17 protein-coding genes and 1 pseudogene are annotated in these 25,390 nt (G+C 67.2%); 10 read left to right on the top strand and 8 right to left on the bottom strand.

Going from position 1 to position 25,390, the window contains the following annotated elements; all coding sequences use genetic code 11:
• The 3 genes and pseudogenes from ABZ855_RS46845 to ABZ855_RS46835 all read right to left on the bottom strand — a co-directional run.
• Positions 1-374, bottom strand: a pseudogene (locus tag ABZ855_RS46845) (ABC transporter permease); the annotation flags it as partial.
• A complete protein-coding gene (locus ABZ855_RS46840) occupies positions 371-1,309 on the bottom strand; it encodes an ABC transporter permease (RefSeq protein ID WP_360819717.1) in 939 nt (312 codons plus the stop codon). The gene ABZ855_RS46840 and the pseudogene ABZ855_RS46845, both read right to left, overlap by 4 nt.
• 28 nt (positions 1,310-1,337) lie before the next feature.
• Positions 1,338-2,927, bottom strand: a complete 1,590-nt coding sequence (locus ABZ855_RS46835) for an ABC transporter substrate-binding protein (protein ID WP_360819714.1) — start codon at positions 2,925-2,927, stop codon at positions 1,338-1,340.
• A 293-nt stretch (positions 2,928-3,220) separates the two neighbouring features.
• Between ABZ855_RS46835 and ABZ855_RS46830 the strand changes: the two genes are divergently transcribed.
• The 4 genes from ABZ855_RS46830 (at position 3,221) to ABZ855_RS46815 (ending at position 8,772) form a co-directional block, all read left to right on the top strand.
• Positions 3,221-4,246, top strand: coding sequence for a LacI family DNA-binding transcriptional regulator (locus ABZ855_RS46830; RefSeq protein ID WP_360819711.1), 1,026 nt, complete (start codon positions 3,221-3,223; stop codon positions 4,244-4,246).
• 116 nt (positions 4,247-4,362) lie between these two features.
• The gene (locus ABZ855_RS46825; RefSeq protein WP_360819708.1) at positions 4,363-5,313 is read left to right on the top strand and encodes a glycosyl hydrolase family 32; all 951 of its coding nucleotides are present in this window, start codon (positions 4,363-4,365) and stop codon (positions 5,311-5,313) included.
• Between the two features lie 70 nt (positions 5,314-5,383).
• Positions 5,384-6,538, top strand: coding sequence for a serine hydrolase domain-containing protein (locus ABZ855_RS46820; protein ID WP_360819705.1), 1,155 nt, complete (start codon positions 5,384-5,386; stop codon positions 6,536-6,538).
• Positions 6,539-7,053: 515 nt separating this feature from the next.
• Positions 7,054-8,772 (top strand): CocE/NonD family hydrolase, encoded by a 1,719-nt coding sequence (locus tag ABZ855_RS46815; protein ID WP_360819702.1) that lies wholly within the window; start codon positions 7,054-7,056, stop codon positions 8,770-8,772.
• Between the two features lie 290 nt (positions 8,773-9,062).
• Here ABZ855_RS46815 and ABZ855_RS46810 read toward each other — a convergent pair whose 3' ends face one another.
• The 4 genes from ABZ855_RS46810 to ABZ855_RS46795 form a co-directional block, all read right to left on the bottom strand.
• Positions 9,063-10,802: a LamG domain-containing protein gene (locus tag ABZ855_RS46810; RefSeq protein ID WP_360819699.1), complete on the bottom strand. Its 1,740-nt coding sequence runs from the start codon at positions 10,800-10,802 to the stop codon at positions 9,063-9,065.
• Positions 10,803-10,914: 112 nt separating this feature from the next.
• Positions 10,915-11,916, bottom strand: coding sequence for a ribosome-inactivating family protein (locus ABZ855_RS46805; RefSeq protein WP_360819696.1), 1,002 nt, complete (start codon positions 11,914-11,916; stop codon positions 10,915-10,917).
• Between the two features lie 242 nt (positions 11,917-12,158).
• Positions 12,159-14,459: a LuxR C-terminal-related transcriptional regulator gene (locus ABZ855_RS46800; protein ID WP_360819723.1), complete on the bottom strand. Its 2,301-nt coding sequence runs from the start codon at positions 14,457-14,459 to the stop codon at positions 12,159-12,161.
• Between the two features lie 207 nt (positions 14,460-14,666).
• Positions 14,667-15,596: an aldo/keto reductase gene (locus ABZ855_RS46795; protein WP_360819693.1), complete on the bottom strand. Its 930-nt coding sequence runs from the start codon at positions 15,594-15,596 to the stop codon at positions 14,667-14,669.
• Between the two features lie 76 nt (positions 15,597-15,672).
• Here ABZ855_RS46795 and ABZ855_RS46790 point away from each other — a divergent pair, with 76 nt between their 5' ends.
• Positions 15,673-16,326, top strand: coding sequence for a TetR family transcriptional regulator (locus tag ABZ855_RS46790; protein ID WP_360819690.1), 654 nt, complete (start codon positions 15,673-15,675; stop codon positions 16,324-16,326).
• Positions 16,327-16,498: 172 nt separating this feature from the next.
• On the opposite strand, the gene ABZ855_RS46785 is transcribed toward ABZ855_RS46790, so the two are convergent.
• Positions 16,499-17,449: a tyrosine-type recombinase/integrase gene (locus ABZ855_RS46785; protein ID WP_360819687.1), complete on the bottom strand. Its 951-nt coding sequence runs from the start codon at positions 17,447-17,449 to the stop codon at positions 16,499-16,501.
• A gap of 465 nt (positions 17,450-17,914) precedes the next feature.
• On the opposite strand from ABZ855_RS46785, the gene ABZ855_RS46780 reads away from it, so the two are divergent.
• From ABZ855_RS46780 to ABZ855_RS46760, 5 genes are all read left to right on the top strand, one after another.
• Positions 17,915-18,217 carry a helix-turn-helix transcriptional regulator gene (locus tag ABZ855_RS46780; protein ID WP_360819720.1) on the top strand — a complete coding sequence of 101 codons (303 nt, stop codon included), beginning with the start codon at positions 17,915-17,917 and terminating at the stop codon, positions 18,215-18,217.
• 366 nt (positions 18,218-18,583) lie between these two features.
• A complete protein-coding gene (locus ABZ855_RS46775) occupies positions 18,584-20,512 on the top strand; it encodes an AAA family ATPase (RefSeq protein ID WP_360819684.1) in 1,929 nt (642 codons plus the stop codon).
• 3 nt (positions 20,513-20,515) lie between these two features.
• Positions 20,516-22,432 carry a UvrD-helicase domain-containing protein gene (locus ABZ855_RS46770; RefSeq protein WP_360819681.1) on the top strand — a complete coding sequence of 639 codons (1,917 nt, stop codon included), beginning with the start codon at positions 20,516-20,518 and terminating at the stop codon, positions 22,430-22,432.
• A gap of 753 nt (positions 22,433-23,185) precedes the next feature.
• Complete coding sequence (locus tag ABZ855_RS46765; protein WP_360819678.1) at positions 23,186-23,734, top strand: hypothetical protein; 549 nt, start codon at positions 23,186-23,188, stop codon at positions 23,732-23,734.
• 210 nt (positions 23,735-23,944) lie between these two features.
• Positions 23,945-25,378, top strand: a complete 1,434-nt coding sequence (locus ABZ855_RS46760; RefSeq protein WP_360819675.1) for a hypothetical protein — start codon at positions 23,945-23,947, stop codon at positions 25,376-25,378.
• Positions 25,379-25,390 lie beyond the last annotated feature (12 nt).

Raw genomic sequence — 25,390 nt, 5'->3', positions numbered from 1 at the left:
CGGTAGCCGGCGAGGATGCCCAGAGGCACACCCAGTAGCAGGAACACCGCCAGCGCGGTGAGCGTGTTCACGAGCGCGGGATTGATGCCGTACAGGAGACGGCTGAGCACGTCGCGGCCGACCGTGTCCGCGCCCAGCCAGTGCGCACCCGACGGGCCGCTGAGTACCGTGCTCAGGTCCTGCTCATCGGGTGAGTAGGGCGCGATGACGGGGGCGAACAGTCCGGCCAGTACCAGCAGAGCCAGGTAGGCCGCAGCCACAGCGCCCAGTGGGTGGCGACCGAGGAGGCGGCGCAGCACTGAGGGTTCGGGAGCCGACTTCACCGGCTGCGAGGAGGCCTGGGAGACCTCTCTGTTCATGGCATTCGTCGTCATGACATGCGCACCCTCGGGTTGACGACGTGGTAGGCCACATCGACGAGGAGGTTCACCGCGATGACGATCATCGTGAAGTACACGACGACTCCTTCGATCAGTGGCAGGTCGTGAGAGGCGGTCGCCTGGACGGCGGTGCTTCCCAGCCCGGGGATGGCGAAGATGAACTCCACGGCCACGGCCCCGCCGAGGGCGCCGACGAACACCGTGCCGATCACGGTGAGGACCGGGACCGCGGCGTTCTTCAGGGCATGCCGGTAGACCACGGACCGTTCCGGCACCCCGGCCGCCCGCAGTGTCCGTACGAAGGGCTGGTCGAGCGCGGTCGCCACGGCGTCGCGGCTCTGCTTGGCGATCACGGCGGTGGCCGGGACCGCCAGGGTGACGACCGGCAGGACCAGGGAGTCGAACCACGCCGCCGGGTCCTCGGGCAGTGGTACGTAGCCCGTGGGCGGGAAGAAGGGCAGCTGCACGGCGAAGAGGACGACCAGGACGAGCCCCAGCCAGAAGTCGGGAACGGCCAGGCCGATGATCGATCCCGACTTGACCGCCTGGCCCAGCACGCCTCGCTGGGCGCCGCGGACTCCGAGCAGGATCCCGACGGCGGCGGCGAGGAGGGTGGCCCCGATGATCAGCGACAGCGACGGCCAGAGCCGGTCGTCGAGTTGGGAGGTCACCGGCTGCCGGTTGATCAGCGAGGTGCCGAAGTCACCGTGCAGCGCCTTGGACAGCCACCGCCAGTACTGGACCCACAGGGGTTGGTCCAGGCCCAGTTCGTGGCGTGCGGTGTCCAGTTGGGCCTCGGTGGCGTTCTGCCCCAGCAGGGAGCGAGCGGCATCACCCGGCAGGAGCGCCACCAGGACGAAGGAGACCGCCGAGGCCACGAGCGCCAGCGGGACGGCCCAGGCAAGCCGACGCAGGACGAGCCTCAGCATCGGTCACCTCTGCTCACGGGTGCGCTCATCACTTCTCCGGGCGCAGTTCGGTGAGCCAGGGAACCCCGGCGTTGGCCGTCGTGGCATCCAGACCGGTCAGGCCCTTGGCGAGGTAGTAGCTCAGCGGTGAGCCCACGACGGGAAGCGCCCATGCCTGCTTCGTGAGGTAGGCGTTGATCTGCTTCTGCAGGGCGGCGCTGTCCTTCTCGTCCGCCGCGAAGTACTGCTTGTACAGCGCGTCGAGGTGCGGGTCGGACACGTGGAAGGGGTTGAACGGTCCCTGCGGATTGACGAAGCCGACGTGCAGCGTGGCCATGTTGGCCAGGCCGTAGCCGATCACGGGGGCCGGATACTTCCCGGAGGTCATCGCGACGAAGTAGTCGCTCGCGGTCGGCTTCGTGGTGATCTTGAGCTTGACGCCGATCTTCGAGAGCTGGCCGGCGACCGCCTGCGTCATCTTGTCGAGCCCGACGAGAGTGGTGTCGAGCACGGGGAGTGTGAACCCGTCCGGGTATCCGGCCGCGGCGAGGAGGCTCTTGGCCCGCGCCGGGTCGTAGGGATAGGTGGCGTCGAGGGAGGCGTCGTACGCGGGTTGTCCGGGGAGGGCGTACTGGCCGAGTGCCAGCTTCTCGTCGCCGTACAGCGCCTTGGCGATGGCCTTGCGGTCGACGGCGTAGTTCAGTGCCTGCCGCACTCGTACGTCACCGAGTGGCTTGCTGACCTTGCCCTGCCGGTCCGCGAGGTTGAGCCCGGTCATCGCCTGCGGCGGGGCCAGTACGGTGAGTCCTGCGCCCGCGGCAGCCTGGAGCGTGGTGGCATCGCCCAGTGCCGCCTGGACTTGACCGGCCCGCATCGCCTGGATCATCGACGACGAGTTGGGGATGACCCGGATCGTCACCTGCTTCCAGTGCTGCCGACCCTTGTTCCAGTAGTGCGGATTGGGGACGAAGGTGTAGTGGTCCGAGGCGACCGTCCGGGTCGCGTCCAGCATGTACGGCCCGGCGCCGGCCGTGCCGTTGTCCAGCGACGCGGGCTTGCCCACCGCCTTCGGACTGACGATGTTCCCCGCGCCGAACGCCTGGGCGAACGCGAACGTCAGGTTGGGGTCGGACGCGCGCAGCTTGAGCCTCACGGTCAGGGGCCCGCTGGCCTCGACGGACTCCACGCTGCCCAACAGGCCGGCCATACTGCCCGTCTTCTGGGATTTCTCGTAGTCCAGGTACGTCTTCACCGCCTGGGCGTCCAGCGCCGTTCCGTCGCTGAACTTGACGCCCTCGCGCAGGGTCAGCTCGTAGGCACGGTTGCCCTTCCCGACGTAGCCCCACTTGACCGCGAGGCCGGGACCGAACGAGCCGTCGGGCTGCATGACCACCAGCGAGTCGTACGCCCACTGGTAGAAGGAGCCGTAGGCGGGGTCACCGACCGCCGGGTTCAGGCTCGGCGGCGACAGCGGAGCGCCGAAGGTGAGCTCGGCGCCCACCTTCCCGGCAGCGCCCTTCGAGGACGCGCCCCCCGAACAGGCGGTGAGGACCAAGGCGGTGGCGGCGACCAGGGCGACCGCCGCGCTGCTGCGCGGTCGGGGTGCCTGGAATCTGCGGTGGGACAGGCGAGGGGACACGTTCATCTCCGGCGGCTCTGAGAGGTTTATCGATTTAGCAAGCGACGGTCCGGCATCTGCGCGGTGCCGGTGTTGTTCGACTGGCGTCAAGATGTTCAGGGGAGGCCCGCCTGATGGTGCGGGAGGCCCGTTCGCGGCTCGACGAACTTCAGGTATCCCGCGGTGGCGAGATCTCGGTGTACCTTGCTCAAAGGTTTTAGCAGGATGCGCCCGACCGGGCGCCTCGTCAAGCCCCCGTTCTATGCTTCCCGAGCGCAGGTACCGGACGGCGCGAGCCACAGATGGAGGAGTGCATGCCCCAGCGGCGGGTGACACTGGCCGATGTGGCCCGGCGCGCGGGACTGTCCACGACCGCGGCCTCGCTGGTGCTGAACAAGCGGCCGGGAACGCGGCTGTCCGAGGACGCGCAGCAACGCGTCCTCGCCGCCGCCGAGGAACTGGGCTACCGTCCCAACGCCGCCGCACGCAGTCTCCGTACCCGCAAGAGCGCCACGATCGCCTTCGTGTCGGACACGGTTGCCACCACGCGTTTCGCCGGGGACATGATCCGGGGCGCTCTCGACGCGGCACGGGAGCAGGGCCATGTGCTGCTCATCGCCGAGACCCAGGGCAATGCCGATCTGGAGCGGGAGGCGATCGAGGCGGTGCTGGACCGCCAGGTCGACGGCATCGTCTACGCGGCCATGTACAGCCGTAGGCTCGCGGTCCCGCAGGAGATCCTGGGCCGGCCCACGGTCCTGCTGAACGCCACCTCGGACGATCCGGTGCCCTCCGTGCTGCCGGCCGACGAGGAGGCGGGGCGCACCGTGGCCACCGCACTCCTCGACCGCGGGCACCGCCGGATCGCCGTCATCGGGCGCACCAAGGAAAAGGAGCGGGACCCGTGGAAGTCACTCGCCGTCGGCCCACGGCTCAAGGGCATACGGCGAGCCCTCGCCGACCGCCGCCTGAGGCTCGTCGGCGCCGAGTCCACCGCCGAATGGGAACCCTCGGACGGATATGAGGCCATGGCCTCGCTGCTGGGGCGGGCCAACCCGCCCTCGGGGGTCATCTGCATGAATGACCGGCTGGCCCTCGGCGCCTACCAGGCCGTGGCCGAGGCGGGGTTGAGCATCCCGAGCGATGTCTCGGTCGTCTCCTTCGACGACGATCCCATCGCCACCTGGCTCCGCCCCGGGCTCACCACCGCCGCCCTGCCCCACGAGGACATGGGACGACTGGCCGTCCGGCTGCTGCTTGAGGAGGATCCTGGCCCGGGAGTGCGCTGGGTGCCGATGCCCCTGCGGGAGCGCGGTTCCATCGGCGCCCTCACGCGCTGACCGACATCACCGGTCCGCAGCACCGCGACAAAAAACTGGCCATTGCGCTGGAGCCGTACCGCACCCCATGATGCTAAATCGATTGAGCAAGTCGATGGAGTAAAGGAGACCGAAGCATGCTGCGTCTGGCCGACCACTGGGTCTGGGACAGCTGGTACGCGCGGGACGACGAAGGCCGGCACCACGCCTTCTTCCTCCGCGCCTCCCGCGCCCTGCACGATCCCGAACGCCGTCACCGAAGGGCGTCGATCGGGCACGCCGTCTCCACCGACCTGCACACCTGGGAACTCGACGCCGACGCCCTCGTGGCCGCCGACGCGCCGGCCTGGGACGACCTCGCCACCTGGACCGGCAGCGTGGTCCGCGGCCCGGACCGGCGGTGGTATCTCTTCTACACCGGCCTCACCCAGGCCCCGGACCGCCATGTGCAGCGCATAGGCGTGGCCGTGTCGGACGACCTGAACGTCTGGCGACGACACGGCGACAAACCGCTCGTGGAGCCCGATCCGACCTGGTACGCCGACTGCGACCGCTCCGCGTGGCCGGGCGAGGCGTGGCGCGATCCCTTCGTCTTCCCCGACCCTTCCGGCGACGGCTGGCACATGCTCATCACCGCCTACGCCAAGGACGGCCCTGTCGACGGCCGGGGAGTGATTGGGCACGCCTGGTCACCGGACCTGCTCAACTGGCAGGTTCGGCCGCCGCTGACCGAGCCGGCTGGATTCGGGCATCTGGAGGTTCCGCAGGTGGCGGTCGTCGACGGCCAGCCGCTTCTGCTTTTCTGCAGCAACTATGCAGAGCGGCCCCTGGCCCATCAGATCTGGGTGGTGCCCGGCCCGTCCCTCGCCGGCCCGTGGGACATGGCACTGACGCGGCCCGTGCTGGTGGAGAACCTCTACGCACCTCGCCTGGTACAGGACGGCGCGGGACGCTGGAACCTCATGGGCTTCGTCGAACACCACGACGACGGCGGGTTCGCGGGCGAGTTGTCCCACCCAATCCCTGTTTGTTACACGCCTGAGGGAGGCCTCGACGTCGTCCGGCCAGGGGTGATTGCCCGACCCTGAGGCCTTGCTAAATCCTTTCACCAATGGGCATCCTGCGGGTGCCGGGCCGAGAACCCTTGTGAGGGACAACATGCACGCTCATCACGACGGTCTAGTCGCCGCCGGCTATGGCAAGGTCGCAGACGCCTTCACCGCGGGGCTGGCCCGCAGCACACGCGGCGGCGCGGCGCTGACGGTCATGGTCGACGGCGAGAAGGTGATCGATCTGTGGGGCGGGGCGGCTGACGCTCGTGACGGTCGCGCTTGGCGCCCGGACACCCCCACCGTGACGTTCTCCTGCAGCAAGGGGCTCCTCGCCATCCTCGTCGCCCGGCTCGTGGAAGTCGGGAAGGTCGACCTCGACACGCCGGTCAGCTTCTACTGGCCCGAGTTCGGCCAAGCAGGCAAGGAGAGCATCCCGGTACGGTGGCTGCTCTCGCACCAGGCCGGCCTGTCCTATCCGACCGAAGACATCACGAAGACCGACATCCTCGCGTGGCATCCTGTCGTGGACAAGCTCGCGGCTCAGGCACCCCTGTGGGAACCCGGAATCGGTTACAGCTACCACGCCCTCACCTACGGCTGGCTGGTCGGCGAAGTGGTCCGCCGCGTCACCGGCCAGAGCGTGGGTAAGGCGTTCGCAGAACTGGTCACCGGAGCGCTCGGCGCCCGTGCCTGGTTCGGCGTGCCGCAGAAGGAACTTGAGTCGGTGGCGGTTCTCGCTATGGCCCCCGACCTCGACGTCGAGGCGCTGCCGCTCCCACCGGAGTTCGCCGCATTGAAGAGGGCCGTCACTCTCGGCGGCGCCTTCCCCGGCACCCTCGCCGGAACGGGCACCGGCTTCAACGACCCTGACATCCAGGCCGCCGAGGTCCCCGGCGGCGGGGCGGTCGCGACCGCACGGGCCCTCGCCGAGATCTGGTCCTCGACGATCGTGCCCACGCCGGCGACCGAGCCTCTCCCTGCGGACGTGCTGACGGACATGGTGCGGACACAGTCCTCCGGGGACCAGGTGCTGGGCCTTCAGGGCCTGCCACAGCCCAACTGGGGCACGGGTTTCATGCTCGACAGCCCCGCCCGGCCGTTTTTGACCTCGTCGTCCTTCGGCCATGACGGCGCCGGTGGCCAGCTCGCCTTCGCCGACCCGCTTCATCGCGTCGGGTTCGGCTTCGTCAGCAATGACGCCCAGGGCGCGGGGGACACCCGCGCCCTGGACATCCTCGACGCGCTTCGCCGCACCCTCTGAACCCGCAAAGGAACGACTCCCCGTGAGCAATGACCCGGACGCACAGCGGCATCGCCGGACTCCCCCTGAACCGGCTTCGACACGATGACGATCGATGGCCCGAGGGCAGCGGCCGGGAAGTCGGGATGCCTCGCCGACGGCAGCGGTGATCAACTCGCAGTCGGAAGCGGCATGTCGTCGCGCCACGCTCGACCTGCTATAACGCATTGCTTGGCCGCTCTCGAGCCCACATGGGGCAGTCTCCGAACGCGACGACGGTCAGAAGCTGTTCCTGGTGCTCAAGCGGCAGATCATCGAGCGCCTCTTCGTCGGCTGCAGCGTCAGCCACGACAGGCTCAACTCGGTTTCACTCACCTGGAATCAGCGATCGCCTCCGCCCTGACAGGTCGTACAGCCGGGTGATGTGCCCGACCACAGAGCCGACGCGCTGGGCCGTGCTGCGCGTCCGTCCTTGAACCTCGCACCGGCGAGTCATGTCCCGAACCCGCCCACCGAACAGAACCGGAAATCAGGCAATGACCACCACGCTTCCACCTCACACCACTTTGGCGCCGCCGAGCTTGGCCGCCCGCGCGGCGGACCGGCTCCTGACCCGCCTGATGCGGTTGCCGGCCACGCGATGCGACTACCGGGTCGAGCGGAATCTGCCGACGCCCGCACGTGACGGCGCCGTCCTGGTGACAGATCACTACGCACCCGTCACGGATGAACCGAGGGGCACCGTCCTCGTGCGCACCCCGTACGGGCGCGGCTTCCCGGGTGATCTGGAGGCGAGGGTCTACGCGGGCCACGGGTATCACGTCGTGCTGCAGAGCTGCCGTGGCACGTTCGGCTCCACGGGAGACTTCTACCCGATGGCGAATGAGGTCGACGACGCGCAGGACGGGGTGGCCTGGCTGCGGACCCAGCCGTGGTTCGACGGACGGCTCGCGACCGTCGGGGGTTCCTACGTGGGCTGGACCCAGTGGGCCCTGCTGATGGACCCGCCCCCTGAGCTGCGTACCTGCCTGATCGCCGTAGCCCCGCACGACATGCACGACGGGGTGTACGGAGCCGGAGCCTTCCATCTGAACGACTTCCTGTCCTGGGCGGCGACCCTTGTCCACCAGGAGCGATTCACCGGGCTCCGGGGTCTGGCCCGGGGGCTGACGATCAACCGGCGGCTCGCCCCTGTCTTCGGCGCCCTCCCGCTGGCCGACGCGGCCGATGAGGCGACCGGGCACCGTGCGCCATGGTTCCGGGAATGGCTGACCACCCCGAACTCCGACGACCCCGTGTGGAACCGGCTCAAGCTCGACGACGCCCTTGAGCGGGCGAACGTCCCGGTGCGGCTCACCGCAGGCTGGCAGGACCTCTTCGTCGACCAGACCCTGCACCAGTACCAGGCGCTGCGTACTCGCGGGGTCGACGTCTCGCTCACCGTCGGCCCCTGGACCCACAACGAACTGGGCCAGAAAGGCATGGGGCGCCTGCTCCGCGGCAACCTCGAATGGCTCCAGACCTACCTCGCCGACGAGGCGCTATCCCACCCGAAGCCCGAACCTTCCGTCGAGGTGTACGTCACCGGGCAAGGAGCCTGGCGACACCTGGCCGAATGGCCCCCTGCGGGCGGCGGCGAAACCGTGCACTACCTGCAGCCGGGCGGCAAGCTCCTGGCCGACGAGCCGAGCGGCGGCGCGCCGTCCACGTGCGTCTACGACCCGGCGGATCCCACCCCGACTCTCGGTGGCCCGCTGCTCACCCTCGACGGCGGGGTCAAGGACAACGCGAAGCTGGAGAGCCGCCCCGATGTGCTCACCTTCACCACCGACCCGCTGAGCGCGCCGCTGGAGATCATGGGCACACCGGTCGTCGATCTCGCCCACACCCGGAGCAACCCGCACGGCGACGTCTTCGTACGACTCTGCGACGTCGACCCCAAGGGTGTGTCCCGCAACTTCGCCGAAGGACTCGTCCGGCTGGATCCCGCCTCGCCCCTCGACCAGGTGCAGACCGTGCGCGTGCGACTGGACGCCTGCGCTCACGAGGTCAAGGCCGGACACCGGATCCGTCTGCTGATAGCCGGCGGCTCCCACCCGCGGTACGCACGCAACGAGGGCACCGGTGAACTGCCTGGCACCGGAACCGAGTTGCGACCGTGCACGCACAGCATCCACCACGACGCCGCCGCGGTGTCCCGCGTGCTCCTGCCGACGCTCTCCGAAGGCGTCTCTGCCGGCGGCGTCGACATCTAGTCTGCGAGCGGCTGAGGTTTGCAGGCCATGGCGGTCAGGACGTGGTGCACGTGGGTGCCGGTCAGGCCTCGGTAGCGAGTTCTACGCAGGATCCTCGGCGGGGCGCCTCATGCTGTCTGCCGCCGACGGCATCCGCGTGAGCCGCGGCATCGGCCGGTTCATCGTGACTGCTGCCCAGCTGATCAGTACCTCCCGCATGACTGGGGAACCTCACCTGCCGAAGGTGGATGCGGGGCCGCCCGGCCTACGGCCGAACAGCCCCGCAACAAGAGATTTTCAGCAGCTTCCAGCTAGTCGCTGAAGGTGGCTGCGGACACGGTGCTGATCACCACCTTGCCGGGGTAGGCGGCCACCAGCGGGTCGGTGACGGACGCGGGAGCGTCAGTCGTCACCACGACCTTGTCGGTCACGCCGTCGTAGCGGACGGTCACGCCGTAGTTGGTGGTGTCGCTGCTGGCGCCCGCGATCTGGTTGACGGCCGCGGTCTGGATGGCCTGGATCTGGGCGAAGGTGAACTGAGCGCTCTTGGCGGTGGTCGGGGTGGGCCAGTCGGTCGGGATCTGCGCGTCCGTGGACGTCCAGTGGGGCGGCTTCGCCAGGTTGTTGATGTCGCCGGTGTAGTCGGAGGGGAAGACGAGCACCGGTCCCACGGTGGGGTCGTCGTACGCGGTGAGCGCGCAGTTGTAGTCGGCCAGGGCCTGGACCTGCTGCCACTGGAGCGAGGTCCGTCCGTCACTGACACCGCTCTTCGGCGTCGCGGGGTCGGCGATGTCGTTGGCCGTGGCGGTCTCGTACGGTGCGCACCTGCCGTCCGGGGCCTTGTCACTCTGGATCACGAGCTTGCCCGGGTACTGGGCGGTCAACGGGGCGGTGACCGAGGAGGGGGCGTTGGTCTTCACCACCACCTGGTCGATCGACCCGTCGTAGGAGACGTCCAGCCGGTAGGTGCTGTCGCCGTTCGGCTGCACCTGAGCGGTGACCGCGTCCTCGAGGGCGTAGAGGTCGCTGGTCGTGAACAGTTGACTGATCCCGCGCGTGAAGTCGGGCCAGGAGGTGGGGGTGTTCCCGTAGTTGTCGGTCCACCCGGGCGGCATCTCCGGGTTGTTCCAGTCACCGGCGTAGTCCTTGGGGAAAATGATCACCGGTCCGTACCCGGTGTTGTCCTGGAAGGCCGTGAGCGCGCCGTTGTAGGAGGTGATGGCCTGTATCTGCGCCCACTCCATTTCGGTGGCACCGGCGTTCGTCAGCACCTCGGAGGGGGACAGCGCCCGGTTGTAGATGCGGAAGTCACGCATCCGGCCCTTGAAGTACTTGTCGTTGGAGTACAGCGAGCGGCCGATGTAGTCAGCGACGGTCGTCCCGTTGCCGATCGAGCCGGGGGTGATCGTCACGTTGGTGTTGCGAGCCTTCTCCGCGCCGTTCTCGTAGAGGATGCCGGTGGTGCCTGTCTGGGTGTACGTGACGTGCTTCCACATGCCGCGTGTCAGCTGGTAGGGGCCACCCGAGGGTTGGATGTCCTGCTTCGCGGTGTAGTCGGTCATCGACAGCGAGGTGCGGAAGTTGTTCCCGGTGGTGAAGAGGTAGCCGTTGCCGTTGGAGCCACTGGTGTTGCCGAGCCCGTAGAGGAAATAGGGAGTGCCCATGGTCGGGTCGATCCACGTCTCGAAGTCGACGGTGATCGAGTTCAGGCCGGCCATGATGTTGTCCGGCAGCTTGACGTAGGTGTTGGAGCCGTTGAAGCTCAGCCCCTGATCGCCCTTCCAGTCGGCGGTGCCGTTGACCGTGCCGTCGTGGTTCTGGCCGGAGGAGTCGTGGGCGACGGTGCCGGAGGTCTCGTCCAGTTTGTAGCGCAGGATCAGACCGTTGGTGATGTCGGCCTGTGCGGGGGCTGCGGTCATCAGTGCCGTACCGGCGCCAAGGAGCAGGCACAGGCCGGTGGCGACGAGTCCGGCGGCCCTCCGTCGCCGTCTCGGGATGGGGGCGGCGGCGCCGGCGGCGGTCACCGTGCCGGCCGGATTCCTTCTTCGCATCGTCTTTCCTTTCAAAGCTTCACGGAGCTGCGCCCGGGCAGGGCTTCAGTCGCGGCCTGTCGGCCTTGCTCCTGCTCAAACGCTTGGTGCGGGAGCTTGGAGCGGGAGGAAGTCAGCGGCCCTTCGCTGTCCCGAGGACGTACTGCGCATACAGGGCAGCCGTGAGGAGACGGACCGCCGAGACGATGGTTTCCGAGGAGACTCGGTAGCCAATTGCAGGGGTGGGGTCGACGTAGCCCGCGGGCTGGCGGAGGAGGAAGTTGAAGCGGCTGCTCAGTGATCCCCAGTAGTTTTGCTGCTCGACCAGCCGCGCAGGGATCAGGAGGTTGGAGTCACGGCCCATGATCGGGGCTATGAAGTTCCGCATGCCGCGGAACCGGACGGCTTCCGAGATGAACTGAGCCATCCTCAGCGCACCCCGTGCCATGTTCCTGTTGTCGTTGGAGTCGTACAGGTACCAGGCGGCAGAGCTGATGGTGTCGCGGCTGATGTTCATGTGTGAACGGCTCTCGCCGCTTGCGGTTTCGAGGGCGCCGTAGCCCTCCCCGAAGGAAGTCCGAGCGACCCTGTCGGGGAGGCGCGTCCATCCGCCCTCTATTCGCGAGGCCTCTTGGCCGTCCCGTGCGACAGGGCGGTTGCCCATGTAGTGGTAGACGTTGTTGCGGTCCCACCAGCCGAGGAGGTACAGGTTCTCCCGGTTCAGTTGCAGGCGTACGTAGTTGTTGCTGCCCCACATTTGGATGTCGACCTGGAGATACGGCGCGGAAGGGTTGGTGGGGGTGTGCATTATCTGGTAGCCCCCAGCACCTGGTACCCGGTTGGAGCCGCTGTCAGCGACGCGCACGCGGATGTTGTCGATGAAATTCATGTACTGGTTTTTGCCGTCAGTTCCGATCCGGAACAGGGGGTTGCCGTCGTAGGCCTGTGCGGACGGCAGTTTCCCTATGGGGCCCATCAGCGTGGCGATCAGCCCCAGCACAAGGGCGGCCAGCAGGGTGATGGTGCGGGGCCTGGCGAGGGGGCCGCCGGTGACCAGGCTCAGGGACCGGCGCGGCGGCGCGGCCGTGGGTTCGCGGTGCGAGGCGGGGGCCTCGTCGATGACAGGTCTGTTCATGGGCTCTGCGCTCTCCGGGTGCGTGATGTGCGGGATTGCGGCTGACCGCTTCAGGGCGTCGACGGACGGCTGCGCCAGGCGCGTACCGGCGCGTCACGACCCCCCTCACGGCGCGGTGCCCGGCAGGCCTTAGAGGCCGCCGTGCGCCGGGAGTTCGGCCTGCCGTGACGTGGCACAAGAGTCGGGCCCGGGGTACCTGTCCCACCACCGTGGGAATACCGGTTTCCGCCGATCTGGTGGTTCTACGGGGTGGGAGGCTGCTGCGTGGCCCACCAGACAGCCACCTGCGCCCGGCTGCCGAAGCCGAGCTTGGCCAGGATGTTCCCCACGTGGAATTCGACGGTGCGCGTCCCGATCTTGAGCTCGGCGGCGACCCGCCGGTTGCTCATGCCCTTGGCCACCAGCGCGGCCACCTCCCGCTCCCGGCCGCTGAGGACGCTCGGGGTTGGGGCTGGAGCTGGAGCTTGGACTGGGGCTGGGGTGCCGGTGCCCAGGGCGTGGTCGATGGCGCGGGCCGGGCTGTCGTGGCCGCCTCCGATGACGAGGGCCCGATCGTATGCCTCCGGGCCCAGAGCTCGTACGATCGACTGCTCGCACCGCGCGTGCTGCTCGACCATCGGCGGGCCGAACACGGAGATGCCGGTGCCGATGTCCCGCCACAGTCCGCGCGCGGCACCCAGCAGCAGTCCCGCCCGCTCGTACTCGCCGCGCAAAGCGGTGACCCAGGCGAGCGTCTCCAGCATCAGCGCGGCGCTGAGTGGTTCGTTGAAGCCCCGCTCCATCTCCAGCCCGGTCCGGAGAAGCGCCAGGCTTTCCTCCAGGTCGCCGCGCTCCAGGGCGTCATAGCCCAGCGCCCACAGCGCGTGCGCGCGACCCCACCGCTCACCGTGCGCCTCCGCCAGCGCGACCGCCTGGCTGCATGCCTCCACCGCACGCGGGTCCCGGAGGCTGATCCGAGCGGCAGCCAGCAGGAACAGAGGGAAGACCGCCGAGGCTCCACCTTCGCCCGCCATGTGGGCGGCGACCGCCTGCTCATAGTGGCCCACAGCGTCCTCCAGCTGCCCCTGGAAGGCCGCCAATGAGCCGCGGAAGCCCATGACCTGCGCGCTCACCACCGGATCCTCTTGCTGCTCACCCAGCTCACCGGCCTCCGCGAGCCACTGGTCCGCCGACGCATGATCGCCCTGGAGCAGGGCCACCCAGGACGCGGCACACAGCGCCCGGGCGCGGGCGGAAGTGGGTTCGGGCGCGGCGGCGAGCGCCCGCTCGAGCTGTCGCCGCCCTTCGCCGAGGAATCCGCCGGAACACCAGTGGAAGCGCAGTGCCGCGGTCAGCGCGAGGGTGGCCTGCGGGTCGTCGTCGTGGCCGAGTGCCGCCAGCAGATTGGGGTGCTCGACGCGCAGGCGGGCCAGGGCCTCCTCCTGGCCGGGGCCGTACCAGTTGTCGGCGATCCGCTCGGCGAGAGTGAGGTGGAAGTCGCGGTGCCGCCGCAGCAGGCGCTCCTTCTCGCCGGACTCGGCGAGCCTTTCCCGGCCGTACTGGCGGATGGTCTCCAGCAGCCGGTAGCGCGGCGGGCCCTGGCCCTCGTGCCCGGCAGGCAGGACGACGGACTGGGCGACCAGCCGGTCTAGAAGGTCCAGCACCTCGTGCGTACGGACGCCCTCGCCCTCGCCGCCTTCGTCGCCCTTGTCGGCGCAGACCTCCTCGGCCGCATCCAGGCCGAAGCCGCCGACAAAGACCGACAGCCGGTTCCACAGCAGTCGCTCGGCCGGGGAGCACAGCTCGTAACTCCAGTCGATCAGCGCGCGCAGCGTGCGCTGCCGGGGGCGTACGGTCCGGCTGCCGCCGGTGAGCAGCGTGAAACGGTCCGCCAGCCGGGCCACCACCTGTTCGACGCTGAGCGTGCGCAGCCGGAACGCCGTCAGCTCGATCGCCAGTGGCAGGCCGTCCAGGTCCGCGCACAGCCGGGTGACCGCGTCCCAGTTCGCGTCGGTGACACGGAAGTCGGGCCGTACGGCGGTGGCCCGGTCCCGCAGGAGTTCGACCGCGTCGTCGGGCACCTTCAGGGGCGGCACGGTGAACACGTGCTCGCCTGCGATGCCGAGCGTCTGCCGGCTCGTCGCCAGGACGCGCACCCCGGGTCCGGCCGACAGCAGCGCGGCGGCGAGCTCGGCGGAAGCGTCGACGATGTGTTCGCAGTTGTCCAGGACGATCAGCGCGCGGCGCCCGGCCAGGTGCTCGGCGAGCCGGCCGAGGGTGGGCCGGGTGCCCTGCTCCGCAATCCCCAGGGTGGCGGCTGCCGCACTCGCCACCGCCGAGGGCTCCCGCACGGGTGCGAGGTCCACCAGCCAGACCCCGTCGGGAAAGGCGTTCCCGGCCCTGGCCGCTGCTTCCAGCGCCAGCCGCGTCTTTCCGACGCCGCCCAGCCCGGTGAGCGTCAGCAGCCGCGCCGAGCCGAGGACGCGGTGCACTTCGGTGATGTCATGGCGCCTGCCCACGAACGTGTTGAACGCCGCGGGCAGGTTCCCCACCCGTGACGTCATGACGGTCACGTCCGTCGCCTCCAGCCACCTCGTACTTATCTGCTCGCACACTATAAAAGCGGCATCAACATCACATCATGACGGATTTCACATAAACTGGAGCCGGCCGGCGGAGCCTGTCCGCCAGGCGGTACAGGCCTTCCAGCGAACCATCCGAGGGCCCCACCGTCAGCACTCCGGACAACATCACCAACAGAGTCTCTGCCGCTAGTGGGCGTGTCCCCCGTTCGGTGCGATCTGGTCGATCAAGGCAAGGTCGTCGGCGCTGAGCTCAAGCTTGGCGGCGAGGTTGTTCTGGGCGACCCGCTCGGCGTTCCCCGATCCTGGGATGGGCACGATGTACGGCTTCCGGGCCACCAGCCACGCCAGTGCAAGTTGCGAGAGCGTCGCCCCCTTGCTCTCGGCCAGCCTTGTCAGCTGTTCGACGATCCGGACGTTCGCGTCGAAGTTCTGCGGCGACCACCAAGGGGAGTTCCTGCGAAAATCGCCCTCGTCGAAGGCCTCGCGGGGCGTGATTGTGCCGCTGAGGAACCCACGAGCGATTGGGGAGAAGGCGACCGCGCCGATCCCGAGCTCCTCGAGCGCCGGGAACGCCGCTTCCGACTGGCGCGAGAAGATCGAGTACTCCGTCTGCAGGACGCTGATCGGGTGCACGGCGTGCGCCTTGCGAACGTTCTCGAGGGTTGTGTTGGAGAGGCCGAGATACTTGACCTTGCCCGCGTCCACGTACTCCTTCATCACGCCGACGACTTCTTCGACGGGCACGGCGGGGTCGTGCACGTGCTGGTACAACACGTCGATGTGGTCGACCCCGAGGTTGCGCAAGCTGTTGTCGACGACCTCGCGCACGTGCCTCAGCTGTGAGTTGGGCCGGAGCGGGAACTCGAAGCCGAACTTCGTGGCAATCGTCACCTGGTCACGAACCGGGCCCAGCGCCCGTCCCAACAACCTCTCCCCTCGACCCCAGCCGTACAGCTCTGCGGTGTCGAAGTGTGTGACGCCGTCGTCGTAAGCGCGACGGATCGCAGCGATGGACGCGGAGTCCGTGCTCTCGTCATCGCCGAGTGCGATGCGCATCGCTCCGTAGCCGATCACGGATGTGGTCAGGCCCTGCTGCCCTAGTGCTCGTTCCTGCATGGTCCGGTCCCTTCGGTTGAAGATGGCAGGCTACGCCATTGATGTCAGACTCTGACACGAAGGGTACAATATCGCCGTGAACCAAGCTGGAGACCACGTCCACGACCAAGCCCACAACCGGGCTGGAGGACTACGTGCCATCGCACGCGATGCGGCCCGCCAACGACTCTCCGACGTGGCAGTCGACCTGTTCGCTGTGCACGGCTTCGAGTCCGTGACGATCGAGCAGATCGCCGAGGAAGCCGGCATCTCGGCCCGCAGCGTGCATCGGTACTTCGCCGCGAAGGAAGACATGGTGATCGGCCTGTTCGAGGCCAACGGTGAGTTCGTGCGCGATGCGCTACTGGATCGCCCGCTCGACGAGCCTGTCATGACGTCGTTGCATGCTGCCTATGCAGCCCTCATCCGACGGGGACCTGAGAGGGCCCACGACAAGGTTGCGATGCGTCTGCTGGCGAACACCCCGTCTGTTCGCGCCCGCAACCTCGAGAAGCACTTGGTGTGGTCTGAATTGATGACACCCATCGTCGCTGAGCGACTCGAGGGTGCGGATGCGCACCTTCGTGCGCGTGTGCTCGTGCACGCCAGCCTCTCCGCGTTCCAGCTGGCCCTCATGGCGTGGGCTGATGACCCTGAAGAACGCCCTATAACCCAACTCCTCGCGCTCACCTTCCGCGACCTCCGGGAACAGGCCGGAGATCCTCCGGAGACGGTCCGCGCCATGGGTTGATCGTTTCGATGATTCAGGTGGGCGGGCCAAGTTCATGGGGCTAAGCACGTTACTTCGGGGCGAACGAAGCCACGTCGTGCTCCCCATCCAGGGCGCCAGGCTCGCTGGTGCGTCCCGTATCGTCGCGGTCGACATCGACCCCACCAAGCCTGAACTCAACACCCCTTGGGTGCTAAAGGATCGAGTGGAATGCCTCGCCGAAAGCAGTCACCGTCAGACCTTCCGCAATCTTCGGCGGGCGGGCATAGGTGTCCCAGGTTTCGGTGAACCGGGCGTGACGTGAAAGGGATTGGACTGTCTTCGGATCATGCTGGCCTGGGCCGCCGAGGGTGGAGGTGTAGAAGCCCTTGAGATCATGGAAACGGGCGCGTTCAGGGAGCCCGGCCCGGGCGACAACCCGTTGCCACTTCTCGTTGAAGTCGCTGCTCTGTACGGGCCTCCCGCACCGATTTGTCACGATGAGCCCTTCGTCAAGTGGCTCCACGTGACCCCGAGCCCGACGCTTGCGCGCTGCGTCGTGGGTGATCGCTTCCGGCTCGCTGAAGTTGGCCACATGGGCCGCCAGTTGCTCGATCAGGAAGTGATCCACAGGCAGGGTCGCGTAGCTGGCCTTCGTTTTGAGCGGTGCGGCCTTGCCGCGCTGACGCTGCTCTTGGATGTAGAGCAGGTTCTCCTGCCAGCCCACGCACGCCCGCGTCAGGCCCAGGGCCTCGCCGGCACGTAGTCCTGCGCATGCGCCGAGCCAGACCAGGATCTCGTAGCGCGGCTCGATCTCCCGCATGGCCAAGGCGGCTGCGGCCACCTGCTCGGGAGTCAGGGAGACTCTGGTGTCGTCGATTTCGGGAAGTTCGATGCGGGACACGATGTTGGCGGGCAGCGGGATATCTTCGTCCATCATGTAATGGATGAGAATGCGCCACGTCTTGAAAATCTGGACAATCGTCCGGGCTGATCTGAGGTTGGTCTTTTCCAACAGATGATCGATGAAGGCCATCGAATCCCGCCGCCGCAGCGATGCTGGCAGGCGGTTTCCCGCGAACGGGAGAATGTGATTGTGGAGGTGGCTCTCGTAGGTGTTGATCGTGCTGGGTCTCTTTTTCTTCTTCCGTTTGCGCTCGATCATCTGCGCGCCGAAGAATGCGACCCGTGCACCGCGTGCCGACTGGCTCGCGGCCGTCGCGGTCGTATGTTGGGTCGCCAGTTGGCCGAGCCGGTCGAGGGCTTCCTCCCAGGTAGCGAATGACTCTCTGTGCTCTTTCCTGAGGTGATCGACGTGGCGAGCTTGCCAGCGGAGTCCCCGTCCGTGGTCCGCTGACGGGTAGAGGGGGCGGTTCCTGGTCCCGCACTTACAGGGTGTGTCACCTCGGTGGGGTTTTGGATATGACTTGTGCCATCGATCGAATGGCAACACGGGTCTGGCCATGTGTTCTCGTTCATTGCTAGTGAGCTAGTGGCCTGCTGTCACACCTGGGTTTGGCCGTTTACGTCGGGCGAGGCGTATGGGCGAGTGGCGCCGCAGCCGCACGACCATTCACGTGTGCTCACGTGCAGGATTTCCAGCCTGAAGCCCGATTATGCACAGCTGTTCATGGTCTGGGAGAAGTTGCGCGGGTGGTGTCGCTGTGTGCCACCACGCGAACCGTCACCAGATCCCCGACTCCTGTCCCTCGGCATGCAGATCCGACGCCTCAGGGAAGGCCGGGGATACACCTTGGAAGAGCTCGCGGAGCGCAGCGGGTTGAGTTTCCGCGGACTCATCTATATCGAGCATGGGCAGCGCAGCCCCAGCGTGCTCACCCTTCTGGAGATCGCTGCTGGACTCGATGTAGAGCCGGGGGAACTCGTCAACCACATCACCCGGGAGGAATCCGGCAAGCCCGAGTCTCAGTAGTCCGGGGGTGATCGCACGTCCTCGCATTTCTTCCTGGGGTGTGGTGAGTTCGTAGGGACTGTTGGGCGTCGCGATTCCTCCAGAAGATCCACGCAGGCGGTGCGTGAACCCGCCGAGGCGCCCAATCCGCGCCCCATCCCCTGGCCGCGCACAGGTGCCTTCCTGCTGTCAGCCACGTCGGCCGTGGAGGTCCACAAACCCCTCCCGGCGGCGCGCCGCTACGACGGTTCAACCCTGCTGCTGGAGTGGCATATCTGACGTGTCCATTTCCAGCTTTGGAGACGGATTCCCCTGACGGGACACAAGTGTTGTGATGAATCGTATGATGCGTCAGAACCGCGTACGGGTGGGGTACTTGAGGCGGTTGTGACCGCCTGGGCCATCCGGGGCCCGGGCCGCATTGCTCGGGGGACGTCGTTGTACCTTGCCTGTCTGTACGCGGAGAACTTCCGGATCTTCGGTTCGGCACCACTGAAGAACGGCGACACGGACGCCAGTCTGAGCCTGGACTTCGGTCCCGCCACGAACGTGCTCGTCGGCGAGAACGACAGCGGCAAGACAGCCATCATTGACGCGATCCGCCTGTGCCTGCTGACCACAGCGGCTGACTACTACCGGATCACGCGCGACGACTTCCACGTCGGGCCAGGCGGCCGTGCGGAGGCCTTCAAGATCACCTGTGGTTTCAAGGATCTGACGACGGAAGAACAAGGGGTCTTCCTGGAACTGCTCACCACCGACGACGACGGCAACGTCGCCCTCTACGTCACCGTCAAAGCGGAGCTGATGGAGCCGCTGCCTCCCTACAGGGTCTCGGTCACCACGCGCACCGGCCGCGACGGGCAGGGACCCGCTCTGGACGGTGCCGCACGCGAACTGCTGAAGGCCACCTACCTGCGCCCGTTGCGGGATGCCGAGGCCGAACTGCGCTCCGGCCGGGGATCGCGGCTCTCGCAGATCCTCGCCGGGTACCCGGCCATGCGTGCACAAGGCGACGACGACTTCGACGAGGAGAGCGACAGCGCCACCACCCTGGTCGGCATCCTGCGCCGCGCGGAACGACACATCGGTGACAACGAGGCGGTGGCCGCGGCCCGGAAGGACATCAACACCGGCTACCTGAACAAGTTCTCCATCGGCTCCGACGTCCTGCGCGCCGAGATCGGCGTCGCCGGTGACGCCACCCTGGCCCGTGCGCTGGAGCGGCTGGAGCTGACGCTGTTCGCGGGCACGGGGGAGTGGACCAGACACGGACTGGGCTACAACAACGCCCTGTTCATGGCTGCCGAACTGCTGCTGCTCGGCAACAGCGCCTTCGCGCCCATGCTGTTGATCGAGGAACCCGAAGCCCACCTCCACCCGCAACTGCAGACCCGCATCATGGACCTCCTACGGGAACGCGCTGACGCTAAGACGGCTGGGAAACCGCCCGTCCAGGTCATCCTCACCACTCACAGCCCCAACCTGGCCTCGGCCATCCCGGTCGAACACCTCACCCTCGTGGCCCGTGGATCCACCTTCCGCCTGGCACCGGGCCTGACCCGGCTCGACGAGGGCGACTACGCCTTCCTCACGCGCTTCCTCGATGTGACCAAGGCCAATCTGTTCTTCGCCCGCAGCGTCGCCATCGTCGAAGGCGACGCCGAAGCCATCGTTCTGCCCGCTCTCGCACAGGCGGTCGGCCGGTCGTTCAACGAATGCGGTGTCAGCGTCGTCAACGTCGGCGGCGTCGGCCTCTTCCGCTACAGCCGGATCTTTCAGCGCGACGACGAGCAGATCCCGGTCGCCGTGGCCTGCATCCGGGACCGGGACCTGGTTCCCGCCGGCACCTCGGAGGAGATGCGCAGGAAGCTGAAGTGCTCGGCAGAGATGACCGCGCAGCAGATCACTGATCACGTTGCCGCACTCACGGTGGAGGACAGCGGCCACGTACGCACCTTCGTCTCCAACCACTGGACGCTGGAGTACGACCTGGCTGCCGCCTCCTGGACCATGGCGACCCTCATGCACCAGGCAGTCCGTACCGCCGTCGCTTCCAAGACCACCTGGCCCACCGCAGAGAAGCTCGCCGACCTCGACCGTGCCGCGCAGGAGGAGGTCAAGAAGTGGCGAGAGAGCAACGTTCCCTTGGAACAGGCGGCCTTGGACATTTATGAGCCGCTGCGCATGGGCCGGGGCAGCAAGCCGATCGCCGCGCACCACGCGGCCCGGCTCCTGCAAACCACACCCGTGACCGAGGACGATCTGCCGCCCTACCTCGTGGCCGCCTTCACGTATCTGTGCAGCGAGGTCTGAGTGATGACAAGCCTGTACGCGCCCGACGTCTTCATCAAGGACAAGGTCGAGGCGCTCGCCCAGCAGCTCGGTCTCGAACTGCCGCACCAGGAACAGTGGGACTTCATCCAGAGCGCTGAGCGCCTGGACCTGCAAGCAGCTCCCGGTTCGGGCAAGACCAGCCTGATCGGGCTCAAGCTCGCCCTGATGGGCCAGGGATGGAACTCGCTCACTCGCGGCATCTGCGTCCTGTCCCACACCAACACGGCCAAGGACGAGATCACCAACCGCCTCACCGCCACACCGGCGGGACGCCGCCTGCTGCAGTACCCGCACTTCATCGGCACGATCCAGGCCTTCACGAACACCTTCCTCGCCCTGCCGTCCCTACGGTCCCGGGGCATTGAAGTCCAGACCGTCGACGACGACACTTACGCGGACGAAGCCCTCCGGCTGCTCGAACGCCACCCCCGGTTCCGGAAACTCAACACCGCGCTCGGGCATCGCACGAACGGCTCCGGACTCGTCGCCGAGGCCCGATACGTGTGCGACGCCGGAGAGCTGATCGCGACAGGACCTGGCGGCACACCTCCTTTCAAAGCGTCCAGTGACAGTGGCCAACAATTCGCCGCTCTTAAAGAGATGCTCACGGAGCGAGGCGTCTTCCGCTACCACGACATGTTTGCCCTCGCTGAGCATCACCTCTTTCATCACCCCCAGCTCGCGCTGGCTGTCGCCCACCGCTTTCCCTTCGTCCTCCTGGACGAAATGCAGGACACCAGCGACCTCCAGCAACGCCTGCTCGATAAGGTCTTCGGCCCGCTGGGCACGGTCGTCCAGCGTGTGGGTGACGTCAACCAGCGCATCCTCGCCGACGCACCGGATGCCGTACAGCCCTCGTCGTTCCCCCTGCCGCACGCCGCTCAACTCCCCGTCAGCCGCAGGTTCGGCAGCAAGATCGCAGCACTCGCCAGCGACCTCACGGTCCACCGCCGCCAACGCATTGACGGCGCCGGCCACGACGGGAAGATCGCCCTGCTGCTCTTCGACGACGATACCGTCGCCGATGTTGTACCGGCCTTCGAACGGATGGCAGCGATCACGGTCCCTCGCCAGCTGCTCCTGGACAACCCGCCCCGCGTCTTGGGCGCCCGCCTCATCCGGGGAAGCGCCAAGGATTTTCCGCAGTCCCTCTCCTGTTACGTACCCGGCTTCACCGCCACGCCGGTCCAGACAACCGGCAGTTTCATCACGGTGACCCGCACCGCCCAGGCGCTTCGGCAATCCGGCGACAACCACGCAGCCGTCACGCTCCTGTGGAAAGCGATGCGTGACGTAGCCCGACTCGCCAGTTCCGGCGCCCTGCCCCCGCTGAGACGACTGGACCGAGACCCGGCGACAGCTGGAGGCCGGGCACGCCTGCTTCTGCACGACCTGCTGACGAGCCCACTCGACAGCCACGCTGAATGGGCAGTTTTCACCGCCCGGCTTCTGCGGCTGCTGCCGGACCTGACCCAGAGCCCCTTGAAGGGCGTCGCCCGTCTCGCCGACCCCCTTGCCCACATCCCTTACGTCGCCCAGCCAGCGCCCGTGCCCGATGCGTCGCCTGATGCGGACCAGGGCGTGGTGGCGTCGGTTGCGGGATCGATCCAGAGCGCCAAAGGCGAAACCCACGCGGCCACACTCATCCTCGAATGCCTGGAACGCAGCGGCAAGAAGTACGACGTACACGAAGTCCTCGGACTCCTGAGCCGACAGCAAGACGCTTCCAAAGCCCTGGTCACGATCCAGCGCGCGGCGCAACTCGTCTTCGTCGGCGCCACCCGCCCCACTCACCTGCTCGCCTTCGCGGCGCACCGCACAAGAGCCGAACCGCACATCGAGGCGGTGACGGCCCGCGGCTGGACTGTCCACGACGTGGACGCCATGGCCGCCCACTGAGCGACTCTTGGCTGCTCTCCTACGAGCGCGCGCAGACGCCGGAACACCGCATGACTGCCTTGCGACTTACCCACAACTGGCCCGTGCCCTGGGCAGGTATCGCAGCACAGACCGGAAGCCGCCCTTGCGCCCGATCGGAATATCCGCTCAGGTATTCGCTCTCTGCGTGATGAGAGGGGGAATGTAACTCTGTCCGTAAGGAACGGAAGGTGCAGCCCCTGGCGGGGAAGAACATTGCTCGCCAATATGGTGTTGTCTTGTTTTTGATGCGGACGCGTCCCGAGGTTCAGGAGTGCGGGAAAAGGGTCGGTCAGCCGGAATTCAGGCAGCCACGCTGAACGGTATGCGTCTGACTCTCGTGCGATTACTGCTGTCTCCTCTCACCAGCAGCCGCGCCGCCTGGGCCGCGGCCCGGAGTCGTGGCCAGCTCTCCTTCGATGCGGCGTGGCGCCGAGAACGCCTGGCCAGACACCCTGATGAGCTGGTCTACCGGCTACACGGGCACCTGCCACCGCATGGCCAGGAAGCCGGATCGGACGCGGGTTCCGTATCCGAGAATCCGGGCGCAGAGCCAGGCCGCGGATGCGATAAGTGAAACCGTCGGCGCGTGACGAAAGTGACTCCTGATGTTTAGGGAACGCACGTGCCGGAAGGGGGATGACGCCTTTCGGTCATGTTTCCAAAGGGGCGATTTCGTGGTCGGTAAGCGAGCGAGAATTTCTGACATGAATCGACGCGAGCCAGGGGGAGTTCATGTCTGACTTCAGTGCTCTGTCCGCACTGCTCGGTGCGGGGCTGCCTGCCACGTTCACATTCCTCTACCAGCGGCTTGAGAATCTGCTGGACCGGCGAGGCACCCCTGAGACCGAGTTGGCAGCACCCGTGCCGCTACGGGGCGAGTTAGCCCTGCCGCTGACCGTCGACGAGGAACAACTCGCGGTGCACCAGGGCGAGCTGGAGCTGCTGCGTGACGCTCTTGGCGCGTACCACCGCGGTGCGACACCCGTCGAGGTGGGCAATGCCGAGCTGCTACGGATGCTCGGGAGGCTGCGCGGCAGGCTAGAAGACCTCTACGGGCAACGGCTGACGTTCCAGGGAGAGGAGGACCGGCAACCCTCCGGCCCCTTCTCACGGCAGAAGATCCACACCGTGCAGGGCCATGTCACCGGCATGCATGCCGATGACACCATCAGCGGCTACGCGGGGACAGACCAGGACATCACCACTGTTGCCGAAGGCGCCACAGTCACCGGCATGCGCGCCCGGAACATCGGTAGCCCACCCAGCCGGCCCGAGCGCTGAACCTCACTGTCCCGACAGGCTCAAGAAGGATTGCCCGTGACCTCCAGCGCCCCAATGCCGCAGACGCCGGATGCGCCCCCGACCGCTGCCCCACCCCCTGCACATCCCCTCGCAGGGCCGGCTCCTGACACACCGACGGAGTTATCCAACCTGCACCAACCTGGCGGGCGTGAAGCCCCGCTTGGTCCCGACCTCCCCGATGAGCCCGCGGTGCCGCATGCATCGGAGGAGTCCGACGCTCCTATAGAGCAAAAATCTCCTGACGACGACGGCAGCTCCGGGGACACGGATCTCCACGATGAGCTCACCGAGTCCAGCTGGAGCGGACAGGTCAGCCAGCGCATCGGCACGAACCGCGGCATTGTCATCGGCACCCTCATTGAGCAGGGAATCCGCCGACTGCGGGGCATCGCACTACCCCCAGCAGAAGTCGCCACGCAGTTGAAGACCTACGTCCGCGACGAAGACGACGACCAGGCCATCAGCAAGATCCTGGACCAATGGCCGGTCGTCGTCCTGACAGGAGCAGACGGCAGCGGCCGCTTCAGCACTGCCCTGGACGTGCTGCGCCGCCGCGTTGGCGACACCATCCGTCAGGTACGCCGGGAACCAAATGCGCCGTTCGACATGGCAGGACTCCAAGAGCCTCATACCGGATGGATCCTGGACCTGCGCGCCGAACAGCCTCCAGTCGGCTTCGGCCACGAACTGGTCGAGGACACAGACCAGCTGCCCGAGGGATCCTGTCTTGTCGTCCTCATGAGCACCGCGGCCTGGGCCCAATGCGGTCAGGGAGCAACCGAAATCGCCAGGCCCCTGGAAGGGCCACCACGCGAGCACATCCTGCGCAAGCAACTGCTACAGGCGCCGTTCGCGATCAACATCGACAATTGGCTATCGTCCGATCCCATCAGCAGGGGCATCGCCCCCCTCCTGCCGGCGAAGATGGCGGCTTGGGCGAACGCCATCATCACCACCGAGGACATCGAACGCCACAAAGGCAGCCTCGGATCCGACGCGGCACCTGACACCGAGTACTTCAAGGGCTTGGTCCTGGAAGTAGTCAAGGCCGCCGAAGACTGGCGCACCGAACTTCTCAACTGGCACAACACCCACAGCGACAGCGCCTACCGCAACTACCTTCTGGCTGCAGCCGTACTGGAGGGCGCGAGCTCCGACAAGATTTACCGGGCATCCGCCAGCCTGGCCACGGCGCTCAACGAGAGGCCCGAACCCCGCAACGGACAGCAGGGACTGGGGGTCGTGGCACTGACCCACACGGCTAACGCCGAGCTGCAGCCCGACGGCACCATCCGCTTCCGGTACCACAACTACGCCGAAGCGGTCGTCGACTACTTTCTCGACGACCGTCCCCACCTTCTGGAGGAGTTCACCCGCTGGACCGCCGCTCAAGTCACCACACTCGGTGAAGCAGACCTGACCGCACCACTGGCCCAGCGCGTCAGCCACTGGACCGTGCACTACACCGCACGTCACCGCAGGACGAACCTCCTTCGCTTTCTGGCCGAGCAATGGTCCTCGTCCCACACCGACGTCGCATGTGTCAGCGCTCACGGAATGTTCCCGTCGGGGTGTGATCCGCTCACGGAATGTTCCCGCGGGCCGCTCGTCGGTTCCCGGTAGTGCGCTCGTGAT

It is taken from the genome of Streptomyces sp. NPDC047042 (genome assembly GCF_040644035.1).
In the GTDB taxonomy this organism is placed as follows: Bacteria; Actinomycetota; Actinomycetes; order Streptomycetales; family Streptomycetaceae; genus Streptomyces.
This window is presented reverse-complemented; position numbering and strand designations above follow the sequence as displayed.

Excerpts from the sequence above, each read along its gene's own strand:
- ABZ855_RS46840 (WP_360819717.1), bottom strand. The coding sequence starts at position 1,309 with ATGCTGAGGCTCGTCCTGCGTCGGCTTGCCTGGGCCGTCCCGCTGGCG.
- ABZ855_RS46830 (WP_360819711.1), top strand. The coding sequence starts at position 3,221 with ATGCCCCAGCGGCGGGTGACACTGGCCGATGTGGCCCGGCGCGCGGGA.
- ABZ855_RS46825 (WP_360819708.1), top strand. The coding sequence starts at position 4,363 with ATGCTGCGTCTGGCCGACCACTGGGTCTGGGACAGCTGGTACGCGCGG.
- ABZ855_RS46820 (WP_360819705.1), top strand. The coding sequence starts at position 5,384 with ATGCACGCTCATCACGACGGTCTAGTCGCCGCCGGCTATGGCAAGGTC.
- ABZ855_RS46815 (WP_360819702.1), top strand. The coding sequence starts at position 7,054 with ATGACCACCACGCTTCCACCTCACACCACTTTGGCGCCGCCGAGCTTG.
- ABZ855_RS46810 (WP_360819699.1), bottom strand. The coding sequence starts at position 10,802 with ATGCGAAGAAGGAATCCGGCCGGCACGGTGACCGCCGCCGGCGCCGCC.
- ABZ855_RS46805 (WP_360819696.1), bottom strand. The coding sequence starts at position 11,916 with ATGAACAGACCTGTCATCGACGAGGCCCCCGCCTCGCACCGCGAACCC.
- ABZ855_RS46800 (WP_360819723.1), bottom strand. The coding sequence starts at position 14,459 with ATGACGTCACGGGTGGGGAACCTGCCCGCGGCGTTCAACACGTTCGTG.
- ABZ855_RS46795 (WP_360819693.1), bottom strand. The coding sequence starts at position 15,596 with ATGCAGGAACGAGCACTAGGGCAGCAGGGCCTGACCACATCCGTGATC.
- ABZ855_RS46785 (WP_360819687.1), bottom strand. The coding sequence starts at position 17,449 with ATGATCGAGCGCAAACGGAAGAAGAAAAAGAGACCCAGCACGATCAAC.
- ABZ855_RS46780 (WP_360819720.1), top strand. The coding sequence starts at position 17,915 with ATGGTCTGGGAGAAGTTGCGCGGGTGGTGTCGCTGTGTGCCACCACGC.
- ABZ855_RS46770 (WP_360819681.1), top strand. The coding sequence starts at position 20,516 with ATGACAAGCCTGTACGCGCCCGACGTCTTCATCAAGGACAAGGTCGAG.
- ABZ855_RS46765 (WP_360819678.1), top strand. The coding sequence starts at position 23,186 with ATGTCTGACTTCAGTGCTCTGTCCGCACTGCTCGGTGCGGGGCTGCCT.